Below are 24,509 nucleotides of genomic sequence, written 5' to 3'. Positions count from 1 at the left end.
ACGCAACAGGAAAACCGGGCAATAAAAAGCCCGCCCCAAAGGGGCGGGCTCAGTGCCTGCAGCCTAGCGGCTACGCCGCATCAACTTTCAGTGTGCCGTCACCCAGCATGCCCAGGATCAGGCTGGTCTCGTTACCGGCTGCATAGCTGGTGTAGAGGTTCACATCCTGCAGCACGATGGTCTGCTCGGTCGAGGTGGATGGATCGGCCGCCGAGGTATCGCTGACCTTGATCACCGTATCCAGCGCACCACCGCCCGAGACGTTGGCCGTGCTGATATCGATGAAGTTCAGCAGGTTGCCGATATCGCCAGCCTGACCATGCTCACCACTCAACAGCTGGGACAGATCCAGTTTGTCGCCCTGGGCGTTGCCGTTGAAGTTGTGGACGAAGCCCTGGATGGTGTCAGTGCCTGTGTCACCCGCCTTCCACTGGAAGGTGTCGTGGTCGGCACCGCCGATCAGCAGGTCATTGCCCGGCCCACCAATCAGCAGGTCGTTACCCGCACCGCCATCCAGCGTGTCGTTGCCTGCCAGGCCATACAGAGTGTCATGGCCGGCGAGACCGTTGAGCGTATCGTTGCCACTGCTGCCCTGGATCACGTCGGCCGACGAGGTACCGTTGAAGGTCGTCCCGGCTTCGATGGTCACATGCAGATTGGTGGTGGAGGTGGCATCGTTGTCGGCATCCTTGACCCCAACCTGGAAGTTCAGCTCGGTATCCAGGGTGTTGGTCTCGGTGGTAATCAGGCCGATGTCGGAGACCTTGACCACATCGCTGTCGGTCTGGCCACTGAAGGTGGTGGTCGTGGTCGAGCCACCCGAGTCACCAATGGCTGAGTTGAAGTTCAGCGCCGCCGTGGTGGTAATGTCCTCGACACTGGTCAGGATCTGCGCACCGTAGATCTGCCAGTTCTCACCCGCCCCGTTGTAGTCATTGTGCTCGATGACAATGGCCCCGTCGTTGTTGTCCAGGGTAATGCCGTAGGCCAACAAGGCCGCCAGGGTCGCGGCACTACTGCCGGAGGTGGCGATATCGCTGTTGCTGATGACCAGGGCCCGGGTGGTTTTGATGCCACCGTCGCCGATCAGTTTCAGCACCACCACCAGATCCTCGTTATTGATACCGTCGAACTTGAGGAAGATGCCGTCGGCACGCCCATCCGGATTGGCCACTACGTTGCCGGTCGGGTTGGTGGTGTGGAAGCTCAGATCCAGCACCTCGCCCTTACCGATGGTGTCACCGGCCACGCCGTTCGCCGTGTTCGATACGCTGACCCAGGACGCCGCCTGGGTGAACGTCTCGCCATTGACGAAAATATTGGTGTTGGTACCGCCTGTTTGCAGGTTGTTGGCACCGGTACCTGCACCAGGTTCGGAAGCACTCCTGAACTGGACATAGAAGTCGTTATCCAGCTTGGCCACCGACACCGCCGGCTGGGTGTTATCCGGCACGCTGCCACCCGTCTCGTACCCGGTGATGCTCAACGAAGCACTGGTTTTGAGGATGCTGAAGCCCTCGATCGGCTCGTCCAGCGACACCGTGTAGGTACCGTTGACCTTGTCGAAGGTCAGGGTGCCGTTGGCTTCCTGGGTGGTGCCCGGGTTGGCAGGGTTCGGCGCGTAGTCGAAGGTGACATCGAAGACCGCCGTGGTGGCGCTCTCAGATACCCAGGTAACCGACTGCCCGCTGATTGCCGCACCGCCCACGGTACCGCTCAGGGTGATGGCGCTGAAGTCCGAGTCGGACGACGAGAACGGCCCGCTGCCGCGGGTATCGGCACCCGTGCTGTAGTCGAAGATCCCTGTCCCGCCGGCCGGGTTGTTGCTGTTGGAGTAGACCAGGTTGGAGGTATCCAGGATGGCCGGCACGTCGTCCTCGACCTGGACGATGAAGTCGCGGATCAACGGCACATTGGTCGCGCCCTCCTTCGCCACGATGATGCTGGACAGATCCAGATCCTTCAGTTCCTGGTCATCCATGCTGGCCGTCGGGTGATCGATGGCCCCCAGCAGGCTGAAGGTGTAACTGCCATTGGCCTGCAGCACCAGGGTGAAGATGGTTTCCGTACCCGCCTTGGCCGTCAGGGTATCGGAGGTCGGCCCATCGAGCACGCTGTAGGTGATGGCCACGCCATCGGCCGTCAGCGCCGGCAAGCCGCCGGTTGCACCCAGGCTGAAGGTCACGCCACTGCTGTCGGCCACGGCGCCCGCCAGGGTACCGGCGACCACCGTGACATTGGAGTCCGGATCCACCAGACCGTTGGGCAGACCGTCCTCGTAGACATTGGCGATGATCGGGCTGGTATCCAGCACGCAGATGTTCAGATCGGCGCTGGAGGTGTCGCCGTCCTTGTCGACGATGGTGTAGGTGAAGACTTCCTGGCTATCGACCGCCACATCGTTAGGCGGCGTGTAGCTGTAGGAACCATTGGCGTTGACCACCAGGGTGCCACCCAGCGGCGTACTGATCGGGCCAGTGGTGCCGCCCTGTACCAGGAAGGTCACCACGTTGCCGACGATGCTGTCGGCAACGCCCACGTATGCCGACGGGTCGGCCGCGACGAAGCTGACCTGGGTCACCGTGACCGGTGCATCGGCGCCCGTGCTGTCGACACCGTCTACCGGGTCGACATCGGTCACCACGTTGCCAAGAGTCGGTTGAGGCACAGTAGCCTGCAGGGTCGCGTCGAGGTCGTAGGGGTCGTCGATCAGGGTGACAGCATCACCATGATCCTCGACCAGGCCCAGCTGGGCGATCGCACCGGCATTACCGCTGACGTTGAGGCCGACTGCGTACACCTCGGCGCCACTGGCATTGACGAAGGATGTCCAGCCAGCCGGAACGTTGCCCGCGTTGGGCTGACCGTCAGACAGGAAGTACACCCGATGCTCGTAGTCCGGCAGGTTGACCAGGTCGGCGGTCAGCTGGTTCTGCGCCAGCACCAGCGGCGCGTTGTAGTTGGTGTTGCCGCCGTCGGTAGCCAGGCCCTGGATGCTGGCCTTGGCCACATCAGGATCGGTGGTCTGCGGGATCAGCAGTGCGCCAGTGGAGAAATCGATCACCGTGATCGCCAGATCCACGCCAAGGGCGGCGTAGCTGTCGATCATGTTGACCAGTGCCTCTTTAGCCAGCTCCAAACGGTTCGGCGAGCCCTGATTATTGGTGCCGATCTGGTACAGCATGCTGCCGGAGGTATCCACCACCAGGATCAGGTTGAACGGCGGTACGCCCCCTTCGGTCACGCAGATGCTGTTGTCGTGGGCAGTCGGGCCATCGTCGTCGAAGGCCACTTTGCCGCCCAGATCCAGCACTTTGCTGGTCGAGGCGAAGTCGCTGTCACCATCGGTGATGGTGGCAGTGAGTTTCAGGCCGACCAGGCCGCTACCGAGCACTTCTTCCTGACTGGCATAGTTGGAGCTAGAGCCCGGCAGATCATGGCTGATTTCTTGGTACTGGGTCAGGGAGACCTGCCCGGTTGTCGCATTCACCGACAGCGAGAACACCGTATTGCCGCTGGTGATGCCAGCGCTGGTGGCGGAGGTGGAGCCGACGATATTTCCGCCCACTTCGTACAGGTAGATCGCCCCGCCGCTGGCATTCATGCCTGAGGCCAGCGGCCCGCCAGCAGGGCCTGCCAGCAGGTTGAGGCTGTAGGTCTGGGTCAGGGTACCCGGGCCATCGGCGCCGTAGCTGGAGGTCACGCTGAAGCCACCGCTGAAGCTGCCACTGTCGCTATCCGTGGCCGCACCAATGGTCTGCGCATCCTGGGTGTTGAGTACCGGTAGCTGCGCCGTACCGAAGTTGATACTGACGCTCGGGCCGTCGTCGTCGAAGGCCACTTTACCGCCCAGATCCAGCACCTTGTTCGCCGAGGCGAAATCGCCATCGCCGTCGGTGATGGTCACCGTGCCTTTCAGGCCAACCAGGTTGTTAGCCAGTACGGCTTCCTGGGCATCGTAGTTGCTGCCGACACCCGGGGCGGCATGGTCGATCTCGGCGTTCTGGGTCAGGGTCACCTGCCCGGAGCCGTTCACGCTCAGGGTGAAGATGGTATTGCCAGCACTCACCCCACCTTCGGTGGCCGAGGTCGAGCCGTAGATCACGCCACCGGTTTCATACAGGTAGATGGTTGCGCCATTGCTGGCCAGGCCGGACGAGACACCCTCGGCGGCAATCATCACCAGTGAGTAACTGGTGGTGGTAGTGCCGGGGCCGTCTGCCCCATAGCTGGGACTGGTGACGGTAAAGGCGCCACTGAAGTTGCCACTGTCAGTATCGCTGGCCGCACCGATGGTTTGCGCATCTTGGGTATTGAGCGCGGCCAGTTGCGTCCCACTCAGGCTCATGCCGACACTCGGGCCATCGTCGTCGAAGGCCACCTTGCCGCCCATGTCCAGCACCTGGCTCGCCGAGGCGAAGTCGCCATCGCCATCGGTGACGGTCACCGTGCCTTTCAGGCCGACCAGGTTGTTAGCCAGTACGGCCTCTTGGACGTCGTAGCTGCTGCCGACACCCGGCAGGGCATGGTCGATCTCGGCGTTCTGGGTCAGGGTTACCTGCCCGGAGCCGTTCACGCTCAGGGTGAAGATGGTGTTGCCGGCATTTACTCCGCCTTCGGTGGCGGAGGTAGAGCCGTAGATGGTGCCACCGGTTTCATACAGGTAGATGGTTGCGCCATTGCTCGCCAGGCCGGAAGAAACGCCCTCGGCAGCGATCATCACCATGGTGTAGCTGGTGACGGTAGTGCCCGGGCCGTCTGCCCCATAGCTGGGGCTGGTGACGGTGAAGGCAGTGCTGAAACTGGCACTGGCGGTATCCGAGGCGGCGCCGATGGTCTGCGCATCCTGGGTATTGAGCACGGTCAGCTGGGCTCCACTCAGGCTCAGGCCGACACTCGGGCCATCGTCGTCGAAGGCTACCTTACCGCCCATGTCCAGCACCTGACTGGAAGAGGCGAAGTCGCCATCGCCATCAATGATGGTGGCGGTGCCTTTCAGGCCAACCAGGTTGTTAGCCAGTATGGCTTCCTGGGCGTCGTAGTTGCTGCCCACGCCGGGGCCGGCATGATCGATCTCGGCGTTCTGGGTCAGGGTCACCTGTCCGGAGCCGTTCACGCTCAGGGTGAAGATGGTGTTGCCAGCATTCACCCCGCCTTCGGTGGCCGAAGTCGAGCCGTAGATGGTGCCACCGGTTTCATACAGGTAGATGGTCGCACCATTGCTCGCCAGGCCGGACGAGACGCCTTCGGCGGCGATCATCACCATCGTATAGGTGGTGCTGGTAGTGCCCGGGCCGTCGGCGCCATAGCTGGAGCTGGTGACGTTGAAGGCCCCGCTGAAGCTGGCGCTGGCGGTATCGCTGGCTGCGCCGATGGTCTGCGCATCCTGGGTATTGAGCACACCCAGTTGCGCCCCAGTGAAGCTCAGGCTGATGCTCGGGCCGTCGTCATCGAAGGCCACTTTGCCGCCCAGATCCAGCACCTTGTCGGCGGTGGCGAAGTCACCATCGCCATCGACGATGGTCACCGTGCCTTTCAGCCCGACCAGGCCACTGCCCAACACAGCTTCCTGGGCATCGTAGTTGCTGCCGACGCCCGGGGCGGCATGGTCGATCTCTGCGTTCTGAGTCAGGGTTACCTGCCCGGAGCCGTTCACGCTCAAGGTGAAGATGGTGTTGCCGGCATTCACCCCGCCTTCGGTGGCGGAAGTGGAGCCGTAGATGGTGCCAGCGGTTTCATACAGGTAGATGGTCGCACCATTGCTCGCCAGGCCGGAGGAAACGCCCTCGGCGGCAATCATCACCATGGTGTAGCTGGTGGTGGTGGTACCCGGGCCGTCGGCACCATAGTTGGCCCCGATGACGTTGAAGGCGCCGCTGAAGCTGGCGCTGGCGGTATCCGAGGCGGCGCCGATGGTTTGCGCATCCTGGGTGTTGAGCACCGGCACGGGGGACGTGCCGAAGCCCAGGCCGACGCTCGGGCCGTCATCGTCGAAGGCCACCTTGCCGCCCAGATCCAGAATGGCGCTGTCGACCTGGCTGTCGTCGTCGTAGTCGGTGATGCTGGCTGTGCCTTTGAGGCCAACCAGGCCACTACCCAGCACGGCTTCCTGGGCATCGTAGTTGCTGCCCACACCCGGAGCGGCGTGATCGATTTCGGCCCGCTGGGTCAGGGTCACCTGCCCAGAGCCGTTCACGCTCAGGGTGAAGATGGTATTGCCGAGGGTTACCCCCCCCTCGGTATTGGCGGTCGAACCGTAGATGGTGCCACCGCTTTCATACAGGTAGATGGTCGCGCCATTGCTGGCCAGGCCGGAGGAAACACCCTCGGCGGCGATCATCACCATCGAGTAGCTCCAGTTCACTGCCCCCGGGCCATCGGCCCCATGGTTGGGCGTGACGCTGAAGGCACCGCTGAAGTTGCTCGTGGCGGTATCGGTGTTGATGCCAATGGTCTGCGCATCCTGGGTATTGAGCACTGCCAATTGCTGGCCGCTCAGTCCCACGTCGATGCCCGGCACGTCGTCCTCGACATGGATCAGGAACTCACCAGCCAAGGCCCCGCTGCCGCCATTGGCCAACAGGATGCTGGTGAAGTCGAGGGTCAGTTCCTCGTTGTCGTCGCTGTTGTCCAGCGGATGATCCAGCGGCTCTTTCAGGTCGAAGGTGTAACTGCCATCCGGGTCGACCTGCAGGGTGAACACCGTGGTGCTGCCAGCCGTGGCGGTCAGGGTATCGCCGACCACGGTGTAGACCAGCGCCACGCCGCCCGAGCTGGCCGGTGTCACGCCACTGGTGTCGGTACTCAGGGTGAAGGTGGCGGAGCCATCCGGGCCGACGATCAGCGGCGCAACGCTGCCACTGACGCTGGCAAACTCGCCGTCGTTATCGGTGATACCGCCAGGCAGCTCGTCCTCGTCGACAGAGCCCTCAACCGGGCCGGCATCCTCAACGAAGATATGCAGGGTGGCGGTAGCCGGGTCACCGTCGTTATCGATGATGGTGTACTGGAAGCTCTCGGTCTTGTCGCCATCGACATCGGAGGCGGCCTGATATGCCCACTCGCCCGTATTGAAGTTGAAGGACAGGGTGCCGCCTTCAGGGGTGGCAATGTCGGTCAGTTGCTCATCGCCATCGACCACGCCATCCCAGGTGTAGGCCACGCCATTGATGGTGATCGACTGGATATAGCCAGGGCCATCGGCGCCGTAGGCATCGTCGTCACCGCCACCGACGGCATGATCGCTGCCTTCCAGCACATTGCCCTGCACCAGCCCGCCGATTACCTGATCCAGCAGGGTGTCGACCAGATCGTCGAAGTCATCCACCCGCAGCGGGTCGTTGTTCGGCCCGGAGTCCACATCGACATCTTCCAGGCGGGCATCGATGATGCCGTCGCCAATGCCGATGGTGGTGACGTTGATGCCGTTAGTGTCGACGAAGGTGTTCCATGCACTGGCCACCGGGTCGACGATCGACGGCGCGCCACCCGGGCCGGTCTGCTCGTTGGGATTGCCATCGCTGATGAAGATGACCTGGTTGCTCCAGCCCGGAATCGGGGTATAGGAGGCCATGGTCTGCTCGACAGCATCGGTGAAGTCGGTGGTGCTGTTGAGCGGCCGGGAACCGCCAACTTCCAGCGGGTTGAGCGAGTTCACCAGGTTGGTGAAGTCGGTGATGTTGTCCACCGACGGGTAGGAGATCGAGTCGTTGGAGAAAGCCACGATCTGGATCTTGACCTCGCCACCGGAGGTATTGAACAGCTCCTGCCCGGCGGTGCGCACCGCATCGAGCATGGCGTTCAGCTCGGTATTGTCGATGCTGCCGCTGAAGTCGAGGACGAACACCATGTTGATGTCTTTCGACTCACCAGCCAGCACGGTGGCGTAGTCGTCCTGGGCAATCGGGATGTCGTCTTCGACATCGATCACGAAGGAGCCATCGGCGAAGCTGTCCAGCGGGTCGCCATCGCCATCGGTGGCCACCAGCACACCGGAGAAGTCGATCGGGATCGGCAGCAGCTCATTGTCGCCATCCGGCAGGCCTTCGGGGATCGGATGATCCAGCGGCCCTTCCAGGTGGAACTCGTAGTCGCCATCGCTGGTGATGCTGAGGGTGAAGATGGTTTCCCCGCCCGCCGTAGCGGTCAGCAGGTTGCCGACTACCGTGAAGCTCAGCGGCGTACCACCAGAGCTCAGACCCTGGGCCTCCAGGGAACTGACATCGTCGGACAGGCTGAACACGCCGGAACCATCGGCGCCGAAACTCACCAGGCTATTGAGGCTGCCGGTGCTATCGCTGGCCGTGGTGGTCTGGCTGCCACTCTCGTGGTTGCCCTCGTAGGGCGCGCCATCGCCCAGGCTCAGGGCATCTTCCTGCACCGCGCCATGCACGCTCGGGCGGTTGCCATCGGTACCGGTCTGCACCGGTACATCGTCTTCCACATCGACGGTGAAGCTGCCTTGCGGGAAGCCATCGGCCAGCGGGTCGCCGTCGCCATCGGTGACGGTCAGAATGCCGGAGAAGTCGATGCCCAGACCGGGAAGGGTTTCGCTGTCATCGCCATCCTTCACCGGGTGGTCGATCGGCCCTTCGAGGACGAAGTCATAGCCGCCCCCTTCGCTCACGGTCAGGGTGAAGATGGTTTCGCCACCGGCCGTGGCGGTCAGCACATTGCCCACCACGAGGTAGCTCAGCGCGACCCCGCCACTGCTCAGACTCTGGCTTTCCAGACTGCTGACGTCAGTGGACAGGCCAAAACTGCCGGGGCCATCGGCGCCGAAGTTGACCATGGCCGAGAGCGTGCCATCCGGCTCATGGATACTGGTGGTCTGGCCACCTTCATCGTTGCCTTCATAGGGCGCGCCATCGCCCAGGGTCAGGGCATCTTCCTGTACATCGCCATGCACGGTCACCGGTTGGCGCTCGCTGCCGGCCAGTACCGGCACGTCGTCCTGCACGTCGATCACGAAGCTGCCTTGCGGGAAGCCGCCCACCAGCGGGTCGCCATCGCCATCGGTAGCGGTCAGCACGCCGGAGAAGTCGATATCCAGGCCGCTGTCGCCCAGGCTTTCGTTGTCATTGCCGTCGGTCACCGGGTGATCCAGCGGGCCGAGCAGGGTGAAGGTGTAGCTGCCGTCCGGGCTCACCTGCAGGGTGAACACATCATAGTCGCCGGCATCGGTACCGCTGACCGAAGCAGTCAGCAGGCCGGTATCTGCATCGATGGTGTAGGTCAGATCCTGGCCTCCGGAGGTCAGGCCGAGGTCTTCCATGGACTGCAGGGCTTCGGCGCTGTCGCTCAGGCCGAAATCACCGGGGCCATCGGCACCGAAGTCCACCAGCACGCCCAGAGCACCCGGGCCACCGGTAGCGGTGAGATCCTGCACGGCATCGTCGTTACCGTCATAGGGCGCGGTGCCGCCATCCGGCGGGGTCAGCGCATCCTCGTTGACCAGGCCGCCGACCGGGTCGAATTTCTCGCCACGATCGGCCAGCACCGGCACGTCGTCCTGCACGTCGATCACGAAGCTGCCTTGCGGGAAGCCACCCACCAGTGGGTCGCCGTCGCCGTCGCCATCGGTAGCGGTCAGCACGCCGGAGAAGTCGATATCCAGACCACTGTCGCCTAGCAGCTCACCGTCGTTGCCGTCGGTCACCGGATGATCCAGCGGGCCCAGCAGGGTGAAGGTGTAGCTGCCGTCCGGGTTCACCTGCAGGGTGAACACGTCATAGTCGCCAGCCTCGGTACCGCTGACCGAGGCGGTCAGCAGGCCGCTGTCCGCATCGATGGTGTAAGTCAGATCCTGGCCACCTGAGGTCAGCCCGAGGTCTTCCATGGACTGCAGGGCTTCGTCGCTGTCGCTCAGGCCGAAGTCGCCGGGGCCATCGGCACCGAAACTCACCAGGGCGCCCAGGGCACCCGGGCCACCGGTAGCAGTGAGGTACTGCACGGCATCGTCATTGCCGTCATAGGGCGCGGTACCGCCTTCCGGCGGGGTCAGGGCATCCTCGTGAACCGTGCCGCCAACCGGGTCGGATTCGCCGCGCTCGGCCAGTACCGGCACGTCGTCCTGTACGTCGATGACGAAGCTGCCCGAGGGGAAGCCGCCCACCAGCGGGTCGCCGTCACCATCGGTGGCGGTCAGCACGGCCGAGAAGTCGATATCCAGGCCGCTGTCGCCCAGGGTTTCACCGTCGTTGCCGTCGGTCACCGGATGATCCAGCGGGCCGAGCAGGGTGAAGGTGTAGCTGCCGTCCGGGTTCACCTGCAGGGTGAACACGTCATAGTCGCCGGCATCCGTACCGCTGACCGAGGCGGTCAGCAGGCCGGTGTCCGGGTCGATGCTGTAACTCAGATCCTGACCGCCGGATTGCAGGCCGAGCTCTTCCAGTGACGCATAGGCGTCCTCGCTATTGCTCAGGCCAAAGGCGCCAGGGCCATCGGCACCGAAGTGCACCAGCGCGCCCAGCGCGCCCGGGCCACCGCTGACGGTGAGATCCTGCACGGCATCGTCGTTGCCGTCATAGGGTGCCGTGCCGCCATCCGGCGGAGTCAGGGCATCCTCGTTGACCGTACCGCCAACCGGGTCGAACTCCTCGCCCCGTTCGGCCAGTACCGGCACATCGTCCTGTACGTCGATGACGAAGCTGCCCCGCGGGAAATGCCCGGCCACCGGGTCGCCGTCGCCATCGGTGGCGGTCAGCACGCCGGAGAAGTCGATGCCCAGGCCGGTGTTGCCCAGGGTTTCGCTGTCATCGCCATTGGCCAGCGGATGATCCAGCGGGCCCAGCAGGGTGAAGGTGTAGCTGCCGTCCGCGTTCACCTGCAGGGTGAACACGTCGTAGTCGCCGGCATCGGTGCCGGTGACGAAGGCGGTCAGCAGGCCGGTGTCCGGGTCGATGCTGTATTGCAGCGCCTCGCCACCGGAGGTCAGGCCGAGGTCTTCCATGGATTGCAGGGACTCGGCGCTATCGCTCAGGCCGAACGAGCCGGGGCCGTCGGCACCGAAGTTGACCAGTACATTGAGGGTGCCTTCGCCACGGCTGACCGTCACGGTCTGGCTCGGGTCATCGTCCTGGCCGAGGCCATCGGTGTCCTCGTTGTTGCCCTCGTAGGGCGCATTGAAGGAGCCGCCCTGGGTCAGCGCATCCTCGTGCACGGTGTCGGTGACCGAAGGCCCGAAGGTGATGAAATCGCCTTGGCCTTCGCCCTCACCTTCTTCGAAGCCGCCAACGATGATCGGCACGTCATCTTCGACCTGGATCACGAAGCTGCCCTGGTTGAAGGTGCCGACCGAGTCGCCGTCGCCGTCGGTGGCTGCCAGCACTCCGGAGAAGTCGATGCCGCTGTCGAGCAGTTCGTTATCGTTGCCGTCGGGGGTCGGATGGTCGAGCTGGCCAACCAGGGTGAAGGTGTAGCTGCCGTCGCTGCCGACTTGCAGGGTGAAGATGGTTTCGCTGCCCACCGAGGCGGTCAGCAGGTTACCCACCACGCTGTAGCTCAGGGCATCACCGCCGGAAGTCAGCCCCTGGGCTTGCAGGGAGGCAATGGCCGCCGGGCTGCCGCTCAGGCCGAAGCTGCCGACGCCATCGGCGCCGAAGTTGACCAGCGCGGTGAGGGTGCCAGGGCCGCCGCTGGCGACATTGGTGATCGAGTCGCCATCGCTGATGCCGTCGCTGGTCTCGTCTTCGTCGACCTGGTTGAACACCTGGCCGCGCTCGCCTTCGACCAGCACGGGGCCATCGTCATTGACCAGCACATTGAGTTGCACGGTCGGCGAGACGTCGCCATCCAGGTCGAACACGCGCACCGAGAAGCTTTCGCCAACCTGGTCGGCAGCACCGGTGGCATTGGGGTTGCCATGGTTGAGGGTGTTGTCGCTCAGGGTGTAAGTCCAGCCGCCGGAGGCATCGACCACCAGCACGCCGTACTGGCCCTGCACCACGCCGCCATTGGTGACGTCGATCCAGTTGCCATTGACGTCCTGGATCTGCAGCGAGGAAACGCCGTCCGGCGAGGTGACCACCAGCTGGCCGGTGGCCTGTTCGGCATTGCTGCCGGGGTTGGTACCGTCGCCCAGGGCCTCTTCATCGACAATGGCCGGGCCAGTTACCACCTGGCCTTGGGCATCTTCGTACTCGACGTCGACGTCCGGGGTGAAGTCGGGGTTCGGCACGTCAGGGGTGACGATCGGATCGGGATTCGGGAACTCGGGGCCGGAATTCAGCCCTTCGGTGGGGAAACCGATGGTGGGGTCGAGCGCCCCGCCCGTCTCACTGAGCAACACGAAGCTATGGCCGCCACCAATACCGCCCGCTCCGCCGGCACCACCGGCGCCGCCTGCGCCCGGGCCTGCTGCGGTGGCTTCGGCATTCTGCGTCGGGTCGACGCCGGCCTCGATCGCGGCCTGCAGTTTCTCGACATCAGTGAGATCGGCATTGGAAGGCGCATCAGGCGTCTGATCCTGTGGATTGGCCTGCTGCGAGTCGTCGGCACCAGCAATCATCTGCTCATTGAGCGTCATGCTGCTATCACGGCCGAGCGTGAGTTCCTGCCCGTTGGTGAGATCAACGGCTACCGAGCCGCCTGGGCCGGTAACCAACTGTTCACCGGCATAGACACGGTCTCCTTCGGCAAGGGGTCGACGCGTTCCATCGCCGGCTACCGCAAACACTTCGCCGACAACCTGACTGACGACACCGATCAAAGTAGCCATGATTCCTTCCTCCGCACTACAACTGCCGACCACCGTCGACACGTTTCAAAAGGGCCAAACCACCTTTCGAACCAGGGGATGTGCGAAGAGAAAGCTGAGAGAAGTGAAACGGTGCTTTACGAAAAACCATTCATCAACGCGACAAAAAAGTGTCGCCCCAACTGCACCGACCTACTCCATCAGATACATCCCCGCCCCTTATGCTCCAAACTGCGATTGACCATCACCTAACAACCACAAATGCGCCTAGAGGCCCCGTTTTTCGCGGCTGTACGGGAAAAACAATGTGCTCGTTTTCACAGAGTGCATAAGACTTTTTTCTCATAAATCTTGTGAAAAATTTTTCTTAGCTACGCTGAAGGATGTTCTTAGCTGTGATGTTACAAGCCTGAAACGCATTTCCAGGCAGTAACGTCAAATAAATGGCGACAGGAACCGAGCATATAAATAAGGAGAAAAACCTCATGCGCGTTCTTACCCCGCTCTGCAGTGGCATTCTGCTAGCCATGGCATGTTCTCAGGCCCAGTCGATGACCCTCTCGGAAGCTATCCAGAGCACCGTCGACAACCACCCCGAACTGCACGCCAGCGTTAATGACCGCCTGGTGTCGGATGAGGAGGTGAAAGTGGCCAAGGGTGGCTATCTGCCGACTGTCGACCTGCTCGCCGGTTATGGCCGGGAACAAACGGACAGCCCGAGTACCCGGATCCTCGGTGACCACAATAAGGAAACCCTGAACTACCGCACCGCCGAACTGCGCCTGCGGCAAATGCTGTTCGACGGTTTCAACACCCCCAATGAAGTGGCCCGCACCAAATCGGTGGTGAACTCCAAGGCCTACTACATTCAGGGCACCGCCGAGACCCTCGCCCTGCGCACCGTCGAGGTCTACCTGGACGTGCTCAAACGCCGCGAGATGGTGACCCTGGCCACCAACAACCTGCAGGCCCACCAGCGCATCAATGACCAGATCCGCCTGCGCAGCGAGCGCGGCGTGGGCAGCACCGCTGACCTCGATCAGTCCGAAGCCCGTCTGGCCCTGGCCGAGAACAACCTCTACACCGAGGAGGTCAACCTGGCTGATGCCGAGGCCAACTTCTTCAGTGCCGTCGGTCGCATGCCCGACGAACTGGAGCAACCCGGCACCGTGCAAGGTGAAATGCCCGCCGACCTGCTCGCCGCCCGGCAAGGGGTGATCGAAAACAACCCCTACCTGAAATCCGCCGAAGCCGACGTGCAGTCCGCCGAGAAGCAATATGAAGTGGCCAAATCGCCCTTCTATCCGCGCTTCGATGCCGAACTGGCCACCACCGCCGACGACAACACCCAGGGCGACGAGGGCCACTACAACACCTGGCGCGCCGCCGTGGTGATGAACTACAACCTGTTCAACGGCCTGCGCGACAAGGCCCGCCTGCAGGCCGCCGCGCACCAGATCAACCAGTCCATGGACATTCGCAACAACGCCCTGCGGGTGCTCAACGAGAACCTCTCGCTGGCCTGGGACGCCATGGAAAACGCCCGCAAACAGACCCCCAAAGCCCGTGACTACGCGGACTACACCTCGCGGGTACGCGAGGCCTACCAACAGCAATTCAGCCTGGGCCAACGCACCCTGCTGGACTTGCTGGACAGCGAAAACGAACTCTTCACCGCCAACCGCCGCTACACCGAGGTGCGCTACACCGAAGAGTTCTCCATGTACCGCGTGATCTCTGCCATGGGCGAGCTGCTGCATAAACAGAACGTCGTACCCCCGGCCGAAGCTGTAGCCCTCACCGAAGTGAAGAGCGAGGCCCGCCTGCCGGAAATGAAGTAGTACCGGCGAAGAGATCGTCTGGGGTCGCATCCTGCGGCCTCCGGGCGATGTCTCAGGAGTAGTGTCCCTTGACCACCATGGAGCGGAAGCCTTCCGACGACCAGCGGCAAAGTCATGACGACCCGCTGCTGGATGGCCTTCTCATTCTCTGCAATCTGCACAACTGCTCGGCCAGCCGGGCCAGCCTCACGGCCGGTCTGCCGCTGCCCGAACAACGCCTGACGGCCGAGCTGCTACCCCGCGCTGCCGCGCGCGCCAGCCTGCAAGGGCGCATCCTGCGTCGCGACCTGGAATCCATCTCGCCGCTCAACCTGCCGGTTCTGCTGTTGCTGAAGGATGGCCGCAGCGCCGTTCTGCGGCGCATCGGGCCGAAGAACCAGCTGCTGATCCTGCCGTGCGAGGCGGATGGCGGCGAACAGTGGGTCAACCGCGAGCACCTGGCCCTGGAATACAGCGGCCGGGCCTTCTTCGCCCGCCCGCGACACGAGCTCGAGGAAACCCGAACCCCACTGGTGCCACGGGTCGAAGCCTGGTTCCGCGACACCCTCAAGCTGTCGCGCTGGCTATACACCGATGCCGTCCTCGCCAGCCTGCTGATCAACCTGCTGGGCCTGATGGTGCCGCTGTTCGTCATGCAGACCTACGACCGCGTGGTGCCCAACCAGGCCACCTCGACCCTCTGGGTGCTGGTCATCGGTCTGTTCATTGGCAGCGGGTTCGAACTGCTGCTGCGGGTGTTACGCGCCCACCTGCTGGATGTGGCCGGCAAGAAAACCGACGTGGTGCTCTCCGCCACCCTGTTCGAACGCATCACCGGCATGGAGATGAAAGCCCGCCCCACCACCATCGGTGGCTTCGCCCAGAGCATCCACGACTTCCAGGGCCTGCGCGAATTCCTCACCGCAGTCACCCTGACCAGCCTGATCGACCTGCCCTTCTCCCTGCTGATGATCGTGGTCATCGGCCTGCTCGGCGGCTGGCTGGTGGTGATTCCCCTGCTGGCCTTCCCGATCACGGCCATCTTCGCCCTGATCATCCAGGCCCGCCTACGCGACACCGTGCAGAAAAGCCTGGCCCTGGGCGCCGAACGCCAGGCCCTGCTGGTGGAAACCCTCAGTGGCCTGGAAACCCTCAAGGCCTGCAGCGCGGAAAGCGAACGCCAGCACCGCTGGGAGAAGACCCACGGCGCCCTCGCCCGCCTCGACAGCCACTCGCGCTTCCTCGCCGCCCTGGCCACCAACGGCACCATGTTCCTCCAGCAGTTCGCCGGCATGGCCACCATCGTGTCCGGGGTCTACATCATCATCGCCGGCAACCTCAGCGTCGGCGCCCTGGTGGCCAGCTACATGCTCGGCAGCCGGGTGCTCGGCCCGCTCGGGCAGATCGCCGGGCTGATCACCCGCTACCAGCAGGCGCGGCTGACCATGACCAGCACCGATGCCCTGATGAGCCTGCCGCAAGAGCGTCAGGCCAAGCAGCGTCCGCTGGAGCGCACCCACCTCAAGGGCGCCCTGGAAGTGCGCAATGTCAGCTTCAGCTACCCGGGGCAAAGCAGCCCGGCGCTGAGCAAGGTCAGTCTGAGCATGGCCGCGGGCGAACGCATCGGCATCATCGGCCGCAGCGGCTCGGGCAAGAGCACCCTGGCGCGCCTGGTGATGAACTTCTATACCCCGAGCGAGGGACAGATCCTGCTCGACAGCCTCGACCTGCGCCAACTGGATGTGGCCGACCTGCGCCACCAGATCGGCTATGTCGCCCACGACCTGCCGCTGCTGGCCGGCAGCCTGCGCGACAACCTCACCCTCGGCGCCCGCTACGTCAGCGACGAGCGTATGCTGGAGGTGGCCGAGCTGGCCGGTGTGAGCGAACTGGCCCGGCAGCACCCACAAGGCTTCGACCGCCCGGTGGGCGAACGCGGGCAGCTGCTGTCCGGCGGGCAGCGCCAGGCGGTGCTGCTGGCCCGCGCCATGCTCCTCGACCCGCCGATCCTGCTGCTGGACGAACCGACCAGCGCCATGGACAACACCAGTGAAGACCTGCTGCGCAATCGCCTGCAGAGCTGGGCACAAGGCAAGACGCTGCTGCTGATCACCCACCGCGCCTCCATGCTCAGCCTGGTCGATCGCCTGATCGTGCTGGACTACGGCCATGTCGTGGCCGACGGCCCGAAAGACGCCGTGATCGACGCTCTGCGCAGGGGCCGGGTCGGCCCTGCCGCCCTGTAGTAAACGCACACTCCCAGGAGGTGCCGCATGGAACTCACGCAAGCCCTACGCGACTATTTCGGCAGCCTGCAGAAAAACAAGCAGGACACCGAGTTCATGCCGGAAGTCGACGGGGCCATTCTCGAGGACTCGCCCTGGCTGGCCCGCGCCACCGTGTGGAGCGTGTGCTCGCTGCTGCTGGTAGCGGTGGTCTGGGCCAAATTCGCGGTGCTGCAGGAAGTCACCACCGGCCAGGGCAAGGCCATTCCGTCGAGCAAGGTGCAGGTGATCCAGAACCTGGAAGGCGGCATCGTCACCGAGATATTCACTCGCGAAGGCCAGGTGGTGAACAAGGGCGATGTCCTGCTGCGCCTGGATGCCACCCGCTTCATCTCCAACCAGGGCGAAACCGAAGCCGATCGCCTGGCCCTGGTCGCCCGGGTCGAGCGCCTCAGCGCCGAGGCCGAAGGGCGTCCCCTGCAGCTGCCGGAGGATCTGCTCAAGACAGCACCACAGCTGGCCGAAGATGAGATGGCCCTGTACCGCTCGCGCCAGCAACGCCTGGACAGCGAGCAGAACACCCTCAAGGAACAGCTGCGGCAGAAGACCCAGGAACTTGCCGAATTCCGCGCCAAGGCCCAGCAGTACAGCTCGGGGCTGGGCCTGATCCAGCAGGAGCTGAACATGTCCCAGCCGCTGGTCGGCACCGGCGCCATCTCCGCGGTGGAGATCCTGCGCCTGCGGCGCAGCGCAGTGGAGATGCGTGGTTCGCTGGACGCCACCAACCTGGCTATTCCGCGCGCCCAGTCGGCCATGCAGGAAATCGAGAGCCGGCTCAACGAGTCGACCCTCACCTTCCGCACCGATGCGCTCAAGGAACTCAACGAAGTGCGCACCCAGCTGCAGAAGATCACCGCCACCAGTGTCGCCATTGAGGATCGGGTCAGCCGTACCACCGTCTCCTCGCCGGTACACGGGGTGATCAAGCAGCTCAAGGTCAACACCATCGGCGGCGTGGTGCAGCCGGGCAGTGACATCCTGGAAATCGTTCCACTGGAAGACAACCTGCTGATCGAGGCGCGCATCCGCCCGCAGGACGTGGCCTTCCTGCACCCGGGGCAGAAAGCCATGGTCAAGTTCACCGCCTATGACTACACCATCTACGGCGGACTCAAGGCCGACCTCGAGCTGATCGGTGCCGACACCATCACTGACGAGGAAGGCAACAGCTTCTACCTGATCCAGGTGCGCACCGAGAAGAACCACCTGGGCGGCGACAAGAACCCGCTGCTGATCATCCCCGGGATGGTCGCCAGCGTAGACATCATGACCGGCGAGAAGAGCGTGCTCGACTACCTGCTCAAGCCAGTGCTCAAGGCCCGCTCGGAAGCCCTGCGCGAACGCTAGCCGCGCTGGTGGTTACGCTGGAAGGTTTCTGCGCCCATGGCGGCGATCTGCCCCTCGATCAACGCCTCGAATGGGCGCAGCAGGCTGTCGAAACGAGCCGGAGCTTCTTGCAGCTCCAGCGCCACCACTATCGCCTCGAGCGTCGCCAGCGCACCCTCCGCTGGGGCCTTGCGCAGGCGATAGCGCGATTGCAGCCCCTGAGGCAGACAGACCCGCGGCAACGCCGCCAGCTCTGGATTGAGGTGCAGCAGCTTGCGCGCCTTGCGCCAGGTGCCATCCGGCACCACCAGCAGTAGCGCTCGCGCATCACCCGTCGCCGACAGCGGCAGAACCTGGGCGCCATCGCCGGGAAACAGCAGGCAGGTGCGATAGGCTGCATCCGTCCAGAGCGCCGGATCGAACTGCTCGCCCACCACCAGCTCGGCATTCTGCAGGCCCAGCGCAGCCAGGCGCGCAGTATTCAGCGCATGACCGACCTCGTCCGGATGCTGCAGGATCAGTACCCGGGTACGGCTGGCTAACGAGGGAATCAGGGTACACAGGCAATGCGCCTGCGGACGGCAGCAGCGGCTACAGCGAAGACGAGACATGAGCGGCAATCCTCCGCCCTGCAGTGTGCCACAGGCGGCGGAGGACTCGCCCGCGCCCCAGGGCGGAAAGACCCAGGGGCGCCAGGCTCAGCGGTTGAAGCGCTCCGCCAGGCTGTGCAGGTATTCGGCCATCTGCTCCAGCTCCTGGCTGATCGCCGCGCCCTGCTGGGCCTGCCCGGCGCTGTGGTCGGACAGCTGGGCAATACGGGTAATCTGCCGGCTGATGTCCTCGGCCACATGGCTCTGCTGCTCGGAGGCCGCAGCCATCTGCTGGCTCATGCCAGTGATGCGCGTCACCGCCTGGCTGATGCCTTCCAGCGCCTCGCGCACGGCCTCGACGCTCTGCACACTTTCGCGGGAGATTTCCTCGCCCTTGCTGGCCGTGTGCACGGCCTTGTCCGCGCCGGCGCGCAGGGAGGAAATGATCTGATGAATCTGCTCGGTCGACTCGCGGGTGCGCGCCGCCAGCGCCCGCACCTCGTCGGCGACCACGGCGAAGCCCCGGCCCTGCTCACCGGCACGCGCCGCCTCGATGGCGGCGTTGAGGGCGAGCAGGTTGGTCTGTTCGGCAATCGAGGTGATCACATCGGCCACACTGCCGATCGACTGGGTGGAGTTGGCCAGCTCGTTCACCGCCTGGCCGATCTCCTGTACGGCGCCGGCCATGTGGTGCATGGCTTCCAGGCTGCCACCGGCCAGCTGACGGCCCTGCGAGGCCAGGCGGTCGGCCTCCTCGGCGGCGTGGGAGGTGCTTTGCACGTTGTGCGCAACTTCCTGGATGGTTGCCGCCATCTGGTTGATGGCCGTGGCCGACTGATCCGTCTCACTGCGCTGCTGCTCCAGCAGCTCGGCTTCCGAACGTGACAGCTCGGCGGACTGGGCAGCCCGCTGGCGGACATTCTCCCCGGCATCCTCCAGGCGCGTGAGGGCGGTCTGCAGGCGCGCTTCCTCGCTGATCATGGCCAGGTCGAGCAATGCCTGGGCGCCACGGCTATCGCTGTAGGTCAAAGCCACCAGCGCGCTGGTAAAGGCCTTGGGATGCTCGGACAGGGTGCGGCGGATCATCTGGCGCTTGCTGTAGAGCTGGAAGGAGCCCAGCGCGAACATCACCACCAGCACCTGCGGCACCAGGAACTTGGCAGGCAACATCAAGCCGCCGGCGATGATCAGCAAGGTCGCCAGGATCACCGGCCAGGAACGCAGCATGTCGGAGGTCCAGTACTCGAGCTTGGGCACTGGTGGCTTGCCAGCCCGCAGGCGAGCATAGAGCGCCTCGGCCCGGCGCTTCTGCGCCTCGCTCGGTACCGAGCGCACCGACTCGTAGCCGGACATCTTGCCGTTCTCGTAAACCGGCGTCACATAGGCACTGACCCAGTAGTAGTCGCCGTTCTTCGAACGGTTCTTGACCACGCCCATCCACGGTTTGCCCTGCTTGATCACATCCCACATGTGGCCGAAGACTGCCGGCGGCATATCCGGATGGCGCACCATGTTGTGCGGTTGGCCGATCAGTTCCTCGCGGGTAAAGCCGCTGATCTCAACGAACGCGTCGTTGCAGTAGGTGATCTTGCTATTCAGGTCGGTGGTGGAGATCAAACGCTCGGACGCAGGAAAGGTTCTTTCCCGCTGAGTGACGGGGAGGTTTTGGCGCATCGGGTGCCGTCCTTTGGGTTGGGTTGGCTGCTACAGCTCGGCCTTACACCTAATTGGTCTAGCACATCCGTGCCAGACCGGCATAAGGCCACCACTGCGCTCCAAATATCCCGACAAACGGCATGGATATAGCTTCAAACGGCTCAGGCGATCTGGTCAGCCCGACGCCTGTATGGGAATACGTCGATCACCTTGCCCGCACGAATGGCATCCTGCAGGCTCTTCCAGTAGTCGGCGATATACAGGTCGCCATGCAGCTGGTTGAACAGGCGCCGCTGGCCGATATCGGCGAACAGGAAGCGCGGGAACTCCTCGGGGAACACATCGTGCGGCGCCACCGAGTACCAGGGCTCGGAGGCCATTTCGTCCTCCGGATAGCGCGGCGGCGGGATGACCCGGAAGTTCACCTCGGTGAGGTAGCTGATCTCGTCGTAGTCGTAGAACACCACGCGGCCGTGGCGGGTAACGCCGAAGTTCTTCAGCAGCATGTCGCCGGGGAAGATGTTGGCCGCGGCCAGTTGCTTGATGGCCAGGCCGTAGTCTTCCAGGGCCTCGCGCACCTGCGCCTCGTTGGCGTGCTCCAGGTAGATGTTCAGCGGGGTCATGCGCCGCTCGGTCCAGCAGTGGCGGATCAGCACCGTGTCTTCGTTCTCGATCTCCACGGTGGAAGGCGCCACCTCCAGCAGTTCGGCCAGGCATTCCGGATCGAACTTGGCCTTGGGGAAGCGGAAGTCAGCGAATTCCTGGGTATCGGCCATGCGCCCGACGCGGTCGACGCTCTTCACCAGGCGGTATTTCTCGATCACCGTGCTGCGATCGACGTTCTTCGACGGCGAGAAGCGATCCTTGATGATCTTGAACACGGTATTGAAGCCCGGCAGGGTGAACACGCTCATCACCATGCCGCGCACGCCGGGGGCCATGATGAACTTGTCGTCGGTGCCGGCCAGGTGGTTGATCAGCGCGCGGTAGAACTCCGACTTGCCGTGCTTGTAGAAGCCGATCGAGGTGTACAGCTCGGCGACGTGCTTGCCCGGCAGGATGCGCTTGAGGAAGCCGATGAACTCCGCCGGAATCTCCACCCGCACCATGAAGTAGGAACGGGTGAAGGAGAAGATGATCGACACCTCGGCCTCGTCGGTGATCAGGGTATCGACCTGGATGCCCTGCCCCTCGCGATGCAGCAGCGGGAACACCAGCGGCCACTGCTCGTCGCGGGTGAAGATGCGCCCGACCAGATAGGCGCCCTTGTTGCGGTACAGGGTCGAGGAGAACAGCTCGATGCACAGCTCCGGATCCTTGCACACCCAGTCCGGCAGGTTGGTGCGCAGCTGCGCCTCGAGGCGCTGCAGGTCGCGCTCCAGATCCTCGTAGGGCACGCTGAAGCGGTAGTCCTCGAAGATCTGCCGCAGGGCCTGGTTGAGGTTGCCCGCCGGCGTGTAGCTGCGGGTCTGCGGCGCACTGGCCTGCGGGCGCAGGGCCGGCCGCGTGGTATGGATGAACATGCAGCCATCGCTGATCTGGTCATGGCTGAACAGACCGCAGAAGATCGAGTTGAACCAGGTTTCCGCCAGTTCGTCGTCGAAACGCTGGTCGATCAGGCTGATATAGGCGCTTTTCACCAGCGGCCAGAGTTCGACATCCAGCAGGAACTCGTCGCTGAAGCTCTGCCGCAGGCGCTCGCCGACTTCACTGACCTTTTCCTCGTAGAGGTTGATCCGCGCCGCCGAAGCGCTCTGCGCTTCCTGCCACTGCGCCTGCTCGAAGCGTGCCCGGGCACCGTTGGTGATCTCGCGAAAGTGCGCGCGATAGTCGTCGAATCCTTCGAGAATCTGACGGGCGATATCGGCGGCCGGCCGTTGCTGCGCCATGGATGAACCTCTGCTGCATGTGCGGAACCGCGAGCTTAGCCACAGCCGGCCCCGAGGAAAAGCCGCCTTTGGGGGTAGATCCATGCAAAACCGGGCAATCAGCAGATAAAAAGAAGGCGATGAACCGGGGAAGGAACATCGCCCTAAAGGGTCGCTCGGTTGCCGTGCAGTCAGATCAGCAGCAGATACACCTGGTAGGCCAGCCACCCCAGCACGGCACCGGCCGGCAGGTCGGCCAGGTAGTGCTGCTTGGTGAAGGTGCAGGACAGTGCGATCAGCAGCGGAAAGAGAAATACCCAGGGCCCTAGCGCGCCCATGGCCAGCAAGGCGGTGAGCATGGCCACCGAGACATGCATGCTGGGGAAGCAGTTGGACGGCGCATCGAAGCGCTGGACGAACAGCAGGAAGCGTTCCGACCAGCTCTGCCCGGCGTTGATGCTGCGCCAGTGCGCGGGGGTGGCCACCGGGAACAGGGTGAAGCAGCCCATCTGCATGATCAGCAGGACGATGTAGCTGAATGCGGTGATGGTGAAGTGCCGCGAATCCTCGACCAGCCAGTTGATATAGAGGATCGCCGGGTAATAGAGAAAGCTGTAGATCCACGACCAGGACGGCCAGAACGGCACTCGCTCATCCAGCCGCGAGTGGAAGGTGCGCACCTCGACGAAGGTGTACCGCTGGGTGAAGAAATAGAACTGGTAGACCCCGACAATCATGATCACGCTGAGGATCAGATTGATGAAGAAATCCGGCAGCTGCATGAACTAGCCCCCGCAGCAGGACGGGCGGGAGTGGATTGTCGCGGGCGCGACAAGACGGCTATCGATCGACATGGCATCCATTCCAGAGTCGTTTGACGGGCCCGCATTCTTGCCGAAGTTTCCCCTGCCTGGCTTGTGGCAGAGACGCAGGCTGTGCGTCGGATCAAAGATTTACCGAATGCCGGGCATAAAAAAGCCGATGCAGTGGCATCGGCTCTTCGGGCAGGGCTCAGGCTTATTCGGCGCTGGCCTTCTGCGCGGCTTCCTTGATCAGGGTCTGCAGCTCACCCTTCTCGAACATCTCGGTCATGATGTCGCTGCCGCCAACCAGCTCGCCAGCCACCCACAGCTGCGGGAAGGTCGGCCAGTTGGCGTACTTCGGCAGGTTGGCGCGGATTTCCGGATTCTGCAGGATGTCCACGTAGGCGAACTTCTCGCCACAGGCCATCACCACCTGCGCGGCGCGCGACGAAAAACCGCACTGCGGGGCATTCGGCGAGCCTTTCATGTACAGCAGGATGGTGTTGTTGGCGATCTGCTCTTTGATGGTATCGATAATATCCACGACTCACCTCATCTGAACTACCCCGGACCTGTGCCGGGTGCGGTGGGGCGATTGTACACGAAAGACCCAGCGGCGGGCTCGGGGATGATATCGTCCCGCCAGCCCTCCGACCTGCGGGTACCCGGGCCGCAGGGCAACTAAACTGCATGACAGATGCAAGCAGGAGTCGAGGGCGATGCAGTGAAGTGGCTGATCAGGGCGGCGAGCGCGCTGTACCTCGCCTGCCTCGCGCAGAATGCCCCCGCCGATACCTTTGCGGTGGGCTTCTACGACTATCCGCCGATGATGATCGAGGCCGGCAAGCGCGGCATCTATCAGGACATCCTCGACGAACTGGCCAGACTCACCGGCGACCGCTTCGACGTGCAGTACTACCCCTACCCGCGCATCGGCCTGCTGTTCAACGAGGGCCTGCTGGATATCGAGCCCGGGGTCTATCCCGGCTGGGTGCGCAGCCAGCCGACGCCTGGCCTGTTCTCGGTGCCCTTCGGCAAGGTGGTCGATGTGCTGATGTTCGCTCCGCACAAGGCCTTTGCCGTGAAGCAGCCGACGGATCTGCGCGGCAAGTCGGTGGGCATGGTGCGCGGCTACGCCTACCCGGAGCTGGCGGGCATGATCGCCTCCGGCGAGCTCGACCGGCGCAACGGCCTGAATGAACAGCAGCTGCTGAGCATGCTGGCCAAGTCGCGCTTCGACCAGATCATCGTCAACAAGGCCGTCGCCCAGTACAACCAGCTACAGGTCGAGGAATATCGTCACCTGGAGTTCGGCGACGTGATCAGCGCCTATGACGTCAGCATGCGCGTCCACCCCCGCCACGCCGACTGGCTGGAGCGGCTGGACGCGGCGATCCTGCAGCTCAAGCGCCAGGGCACCATCGAACAGATCTACGCCCGCTATGGCGTACACCTGTAAACCGC

General features: G+C 63.7%; 10 protein-coding genes. 4 read left to right on the top strand and 6 right to left on the bottom strand.

Features of this window, described 5'->3' with window-relative positions; translation table 11 throughout:
* Positions 1–70 precede the first annotated feature (70 nt).
* Positions 71–12,718 (bottom strand): retention module-containing protein, encoded by a 12,648-nt coding sequence (locus tag A9179_RS07050; RefSeq protein WP_187805119.1) that lies wholly within the window; start codon positions 12,716–12,718, stop codon positions 71–73.
* Positions 12,719–13,182: 464 nt separating this feature from the next.
* Here A9179_RS07050 and A9179_RS07045 point away from each other — a divergent pair, with 464 nt between their 5' ends.
* From A9179_RS07045 to A9179_RS07035, 3 genes are all read left to right on the top strand, one after another.
* Positions 13,183–14,538, top strand: coding sequence for a TolC family outer membrane protein (locus A9179_RS07045; protein WP_187805118.1), 1,356 nt, complete (start codon positions 13,183–13,185; stop codon positions 14,536–14,538).
* Positions 14,539–14,615: 77 nt separating this feature from the next.
* Positions 14,616–16,763 carry a type I secretion system permease/ATPase gene (locus A9179_RS07040; protein WP_394354751.1) on the top strand — a complete coding sequence of 716 codons (2,148 nt, stop codon included), beginning with the start codon at positions 14,616–14,618 and terminating at the stop codon, positions 16,761–16,763.
* A 27-nt stretch (positions 16,764–16,790) separates the two neighbouring features.
* The gene (locus A9179_RS07035) at positions 16,791–18,149 is read left to right on the top strand and encodes an HlyD family type I secretion periplasmic adaptor subunit (RefSeq protein ID WP_187805116.1); all 1,359 of its coding nucleotides are present in this window, start codon (positions 16,791–16,793) and stop codon (positions 18,147–18,149) included.
* On the opposite strand, the gene A9179_RS07030 is transcribed toward A9179_RS07035, so the two are convergent.
* The 5 genes from A9179_RS07030 to grxD all read right to left on the bottom strand — a co-directional run bounded on the left by A9179_RS07030 (position 18,146) and on the right by grxD (position 23,589).
* Positions 18,146–18,739: a tRNA-uridine aminocarboxypropyltransferase gene (locus tag A9179_RS07030; protein WP_187805115.1), complete on the bottom strand. Its 594-nt coding sequence runs from the start codon at positions 18,737–18,739 to the stop codon at positions 18,146–18,148. The two genes, A9179_RS07035 and A9179_RS07030, sit on opposite strands and share 4 nt — an antisense overlap.
* 87 nt (positions 18,740–18,826) lie before the next feature.
* Positions 18,827–20,392: a methyl-accepting chemotaxis protein gene (locus tag A9179_RS07025; RefSeq protein WP_187805114.1), complete on the bottom strand. Its 1,566-nt coding sequence runs from the start codon at positions 20,390–20,392 to the stop codon at positions 18,827–18,829.
* Between the two features lie 143 nt (positions 20,393–20,535).
* Positions 20,536–22,263: a bifunctional isocitrate dehydrogenase kinase/phosphatase gene (gene aceK / locus A9179_RS07020; RefSeq protein ID WP_187805113.1), complete on the bottom strand. Its 1,728-nt coding sequence runs from the start codon at positions 22,261–22,263 to the stop codon at positions 20,536–20,538.
* A gap of 170 nt (positions 22,264–22,433) precedes the next feature.
* On the bottom strand, positions 22,434–23,024 hold the full coding sequence (locus A9179_RS07015) for a phosphatase PAP2 family protein (protein WP_187805112.1): 591 nt from the start codon (positions 23,022–23,024) through the stop codon (positions 22,434–22,436).
* A 235-nt stretch (positions 23,025–23,259) separates the two neighbouring features.
* The gene (gene grxD, locus A9179_RS07010; RefSeq protein WP_187805111.1) at positions 23,260–23,589 is read right to left on the bottom strand and encodes a Grx4 family monothiol glutaredoxin; all 330 of its coding nucleotides are present in this window, start codon (positions 23,587–23,589) and stop codon (positions 23,260–23,262) included.
* Between the two features lie 153 nt (positions 23,590–23,742).
* Between grxD and A9179_RS07005 the strand changes: the two genes are divergently transcribed.
* On the top strand, positions 23,743–24,504 hold the full coding sequence (locus tag A9179_RS07005) for a substrate-binding periplasmic protein (RefSeq protein ID WP_187805110.1): 762 nt from the start codon (positions 23,743–23,745) through the stop codon (positions 24,502–24,504).
* The last annotated feature ends 5 nt before the right edge of the window (positions 24,505–24,509 follow it).

It is taken from the genome of Pseudomonas alcaligenes (assembly GCF_014490745.1).
Taxonomy (GTDB): Bacteria; Pseudomonadota; Gammaproteobacteria; order Pseudomonadales; family Pseudomonadaceae; genus Aquipseudomonas; species Aquipseudomonas alcaligenes_C.
This window is presented reverse-complemented; position numbering and strand designations above follow the sequence as displayed.

What these genes read in the sequence shown, in the direction of transcription:
- A9179_RS07050 (WP_187805119.1), bottom strand. Translation starts at nt 12,718, where the DNA reads ATGGCTACTTTGATCGGTGTCGTCAGTCAGGTTGTCGGCGAAGTGTTT.
- A9179_RS07045 (WP_187805118.1), top strand. Translation starts at nt 13,183, where the DNA reads ATGCGCGTTCTTACCCCGCTCTGCAGTGGCATTCTGCTAGCCATGGCA.
- A9179_RS07040 (WP_394354751.1), top strand. Translation starts at nt 14,616, where the DNA reads ATGGAGCGGAAGCCTTCCGACGACCAGCGGCAAAGTCATGACGACCCG.
- A9179_RS07035 (WP_187805116.1), top strand. Translation starts at nt 16,791, where the DNA reads ATGGAACTCACGCAAGCCCTACGCGACTATTTCGGCAGCCTGCAGAAA.
- A9179_RS07030 (WP_187805115.1), bottom strand. Translation starts at nt 18,739, where the DNA reads ATGTCTCGTCTTCGCTGTAGCCGCTGCTGCCGTCCGCAGGCGCATTGC.
- A9179_RS07025 (WP_187805114.1), bottom strand. Translation starts at nt 20,392, where the DNA reads ATGCGCCAAAACCTCCCCGTCACTCAGCGGGAAAGAACCTTTCCTGCG.
- aceK (WP_187805113.1), bottom strand. Translation starts at nt 22,263, where the DNA reads ATGGCGCAGCAACGGCCGGCCGCCGATATCGCCCGTCAGATTCTCGAA.
- A9179_RS07015 (WP_187805112.1), bottom strand. Translation starts at nt 23,024, where the DNA reads ATGCAGCTGCCGGATTTCTTCATCAATCTGATCCTCAGCGTGATCATG.
- A9179_RS07005 (WP_187805110.1), top strand. Translation starts at nt 23,743, where the DNA reads ATGCAAGCAGGAGTCGAGGGCGATGCAGTGAAGTGGCTGATCAGGGCG.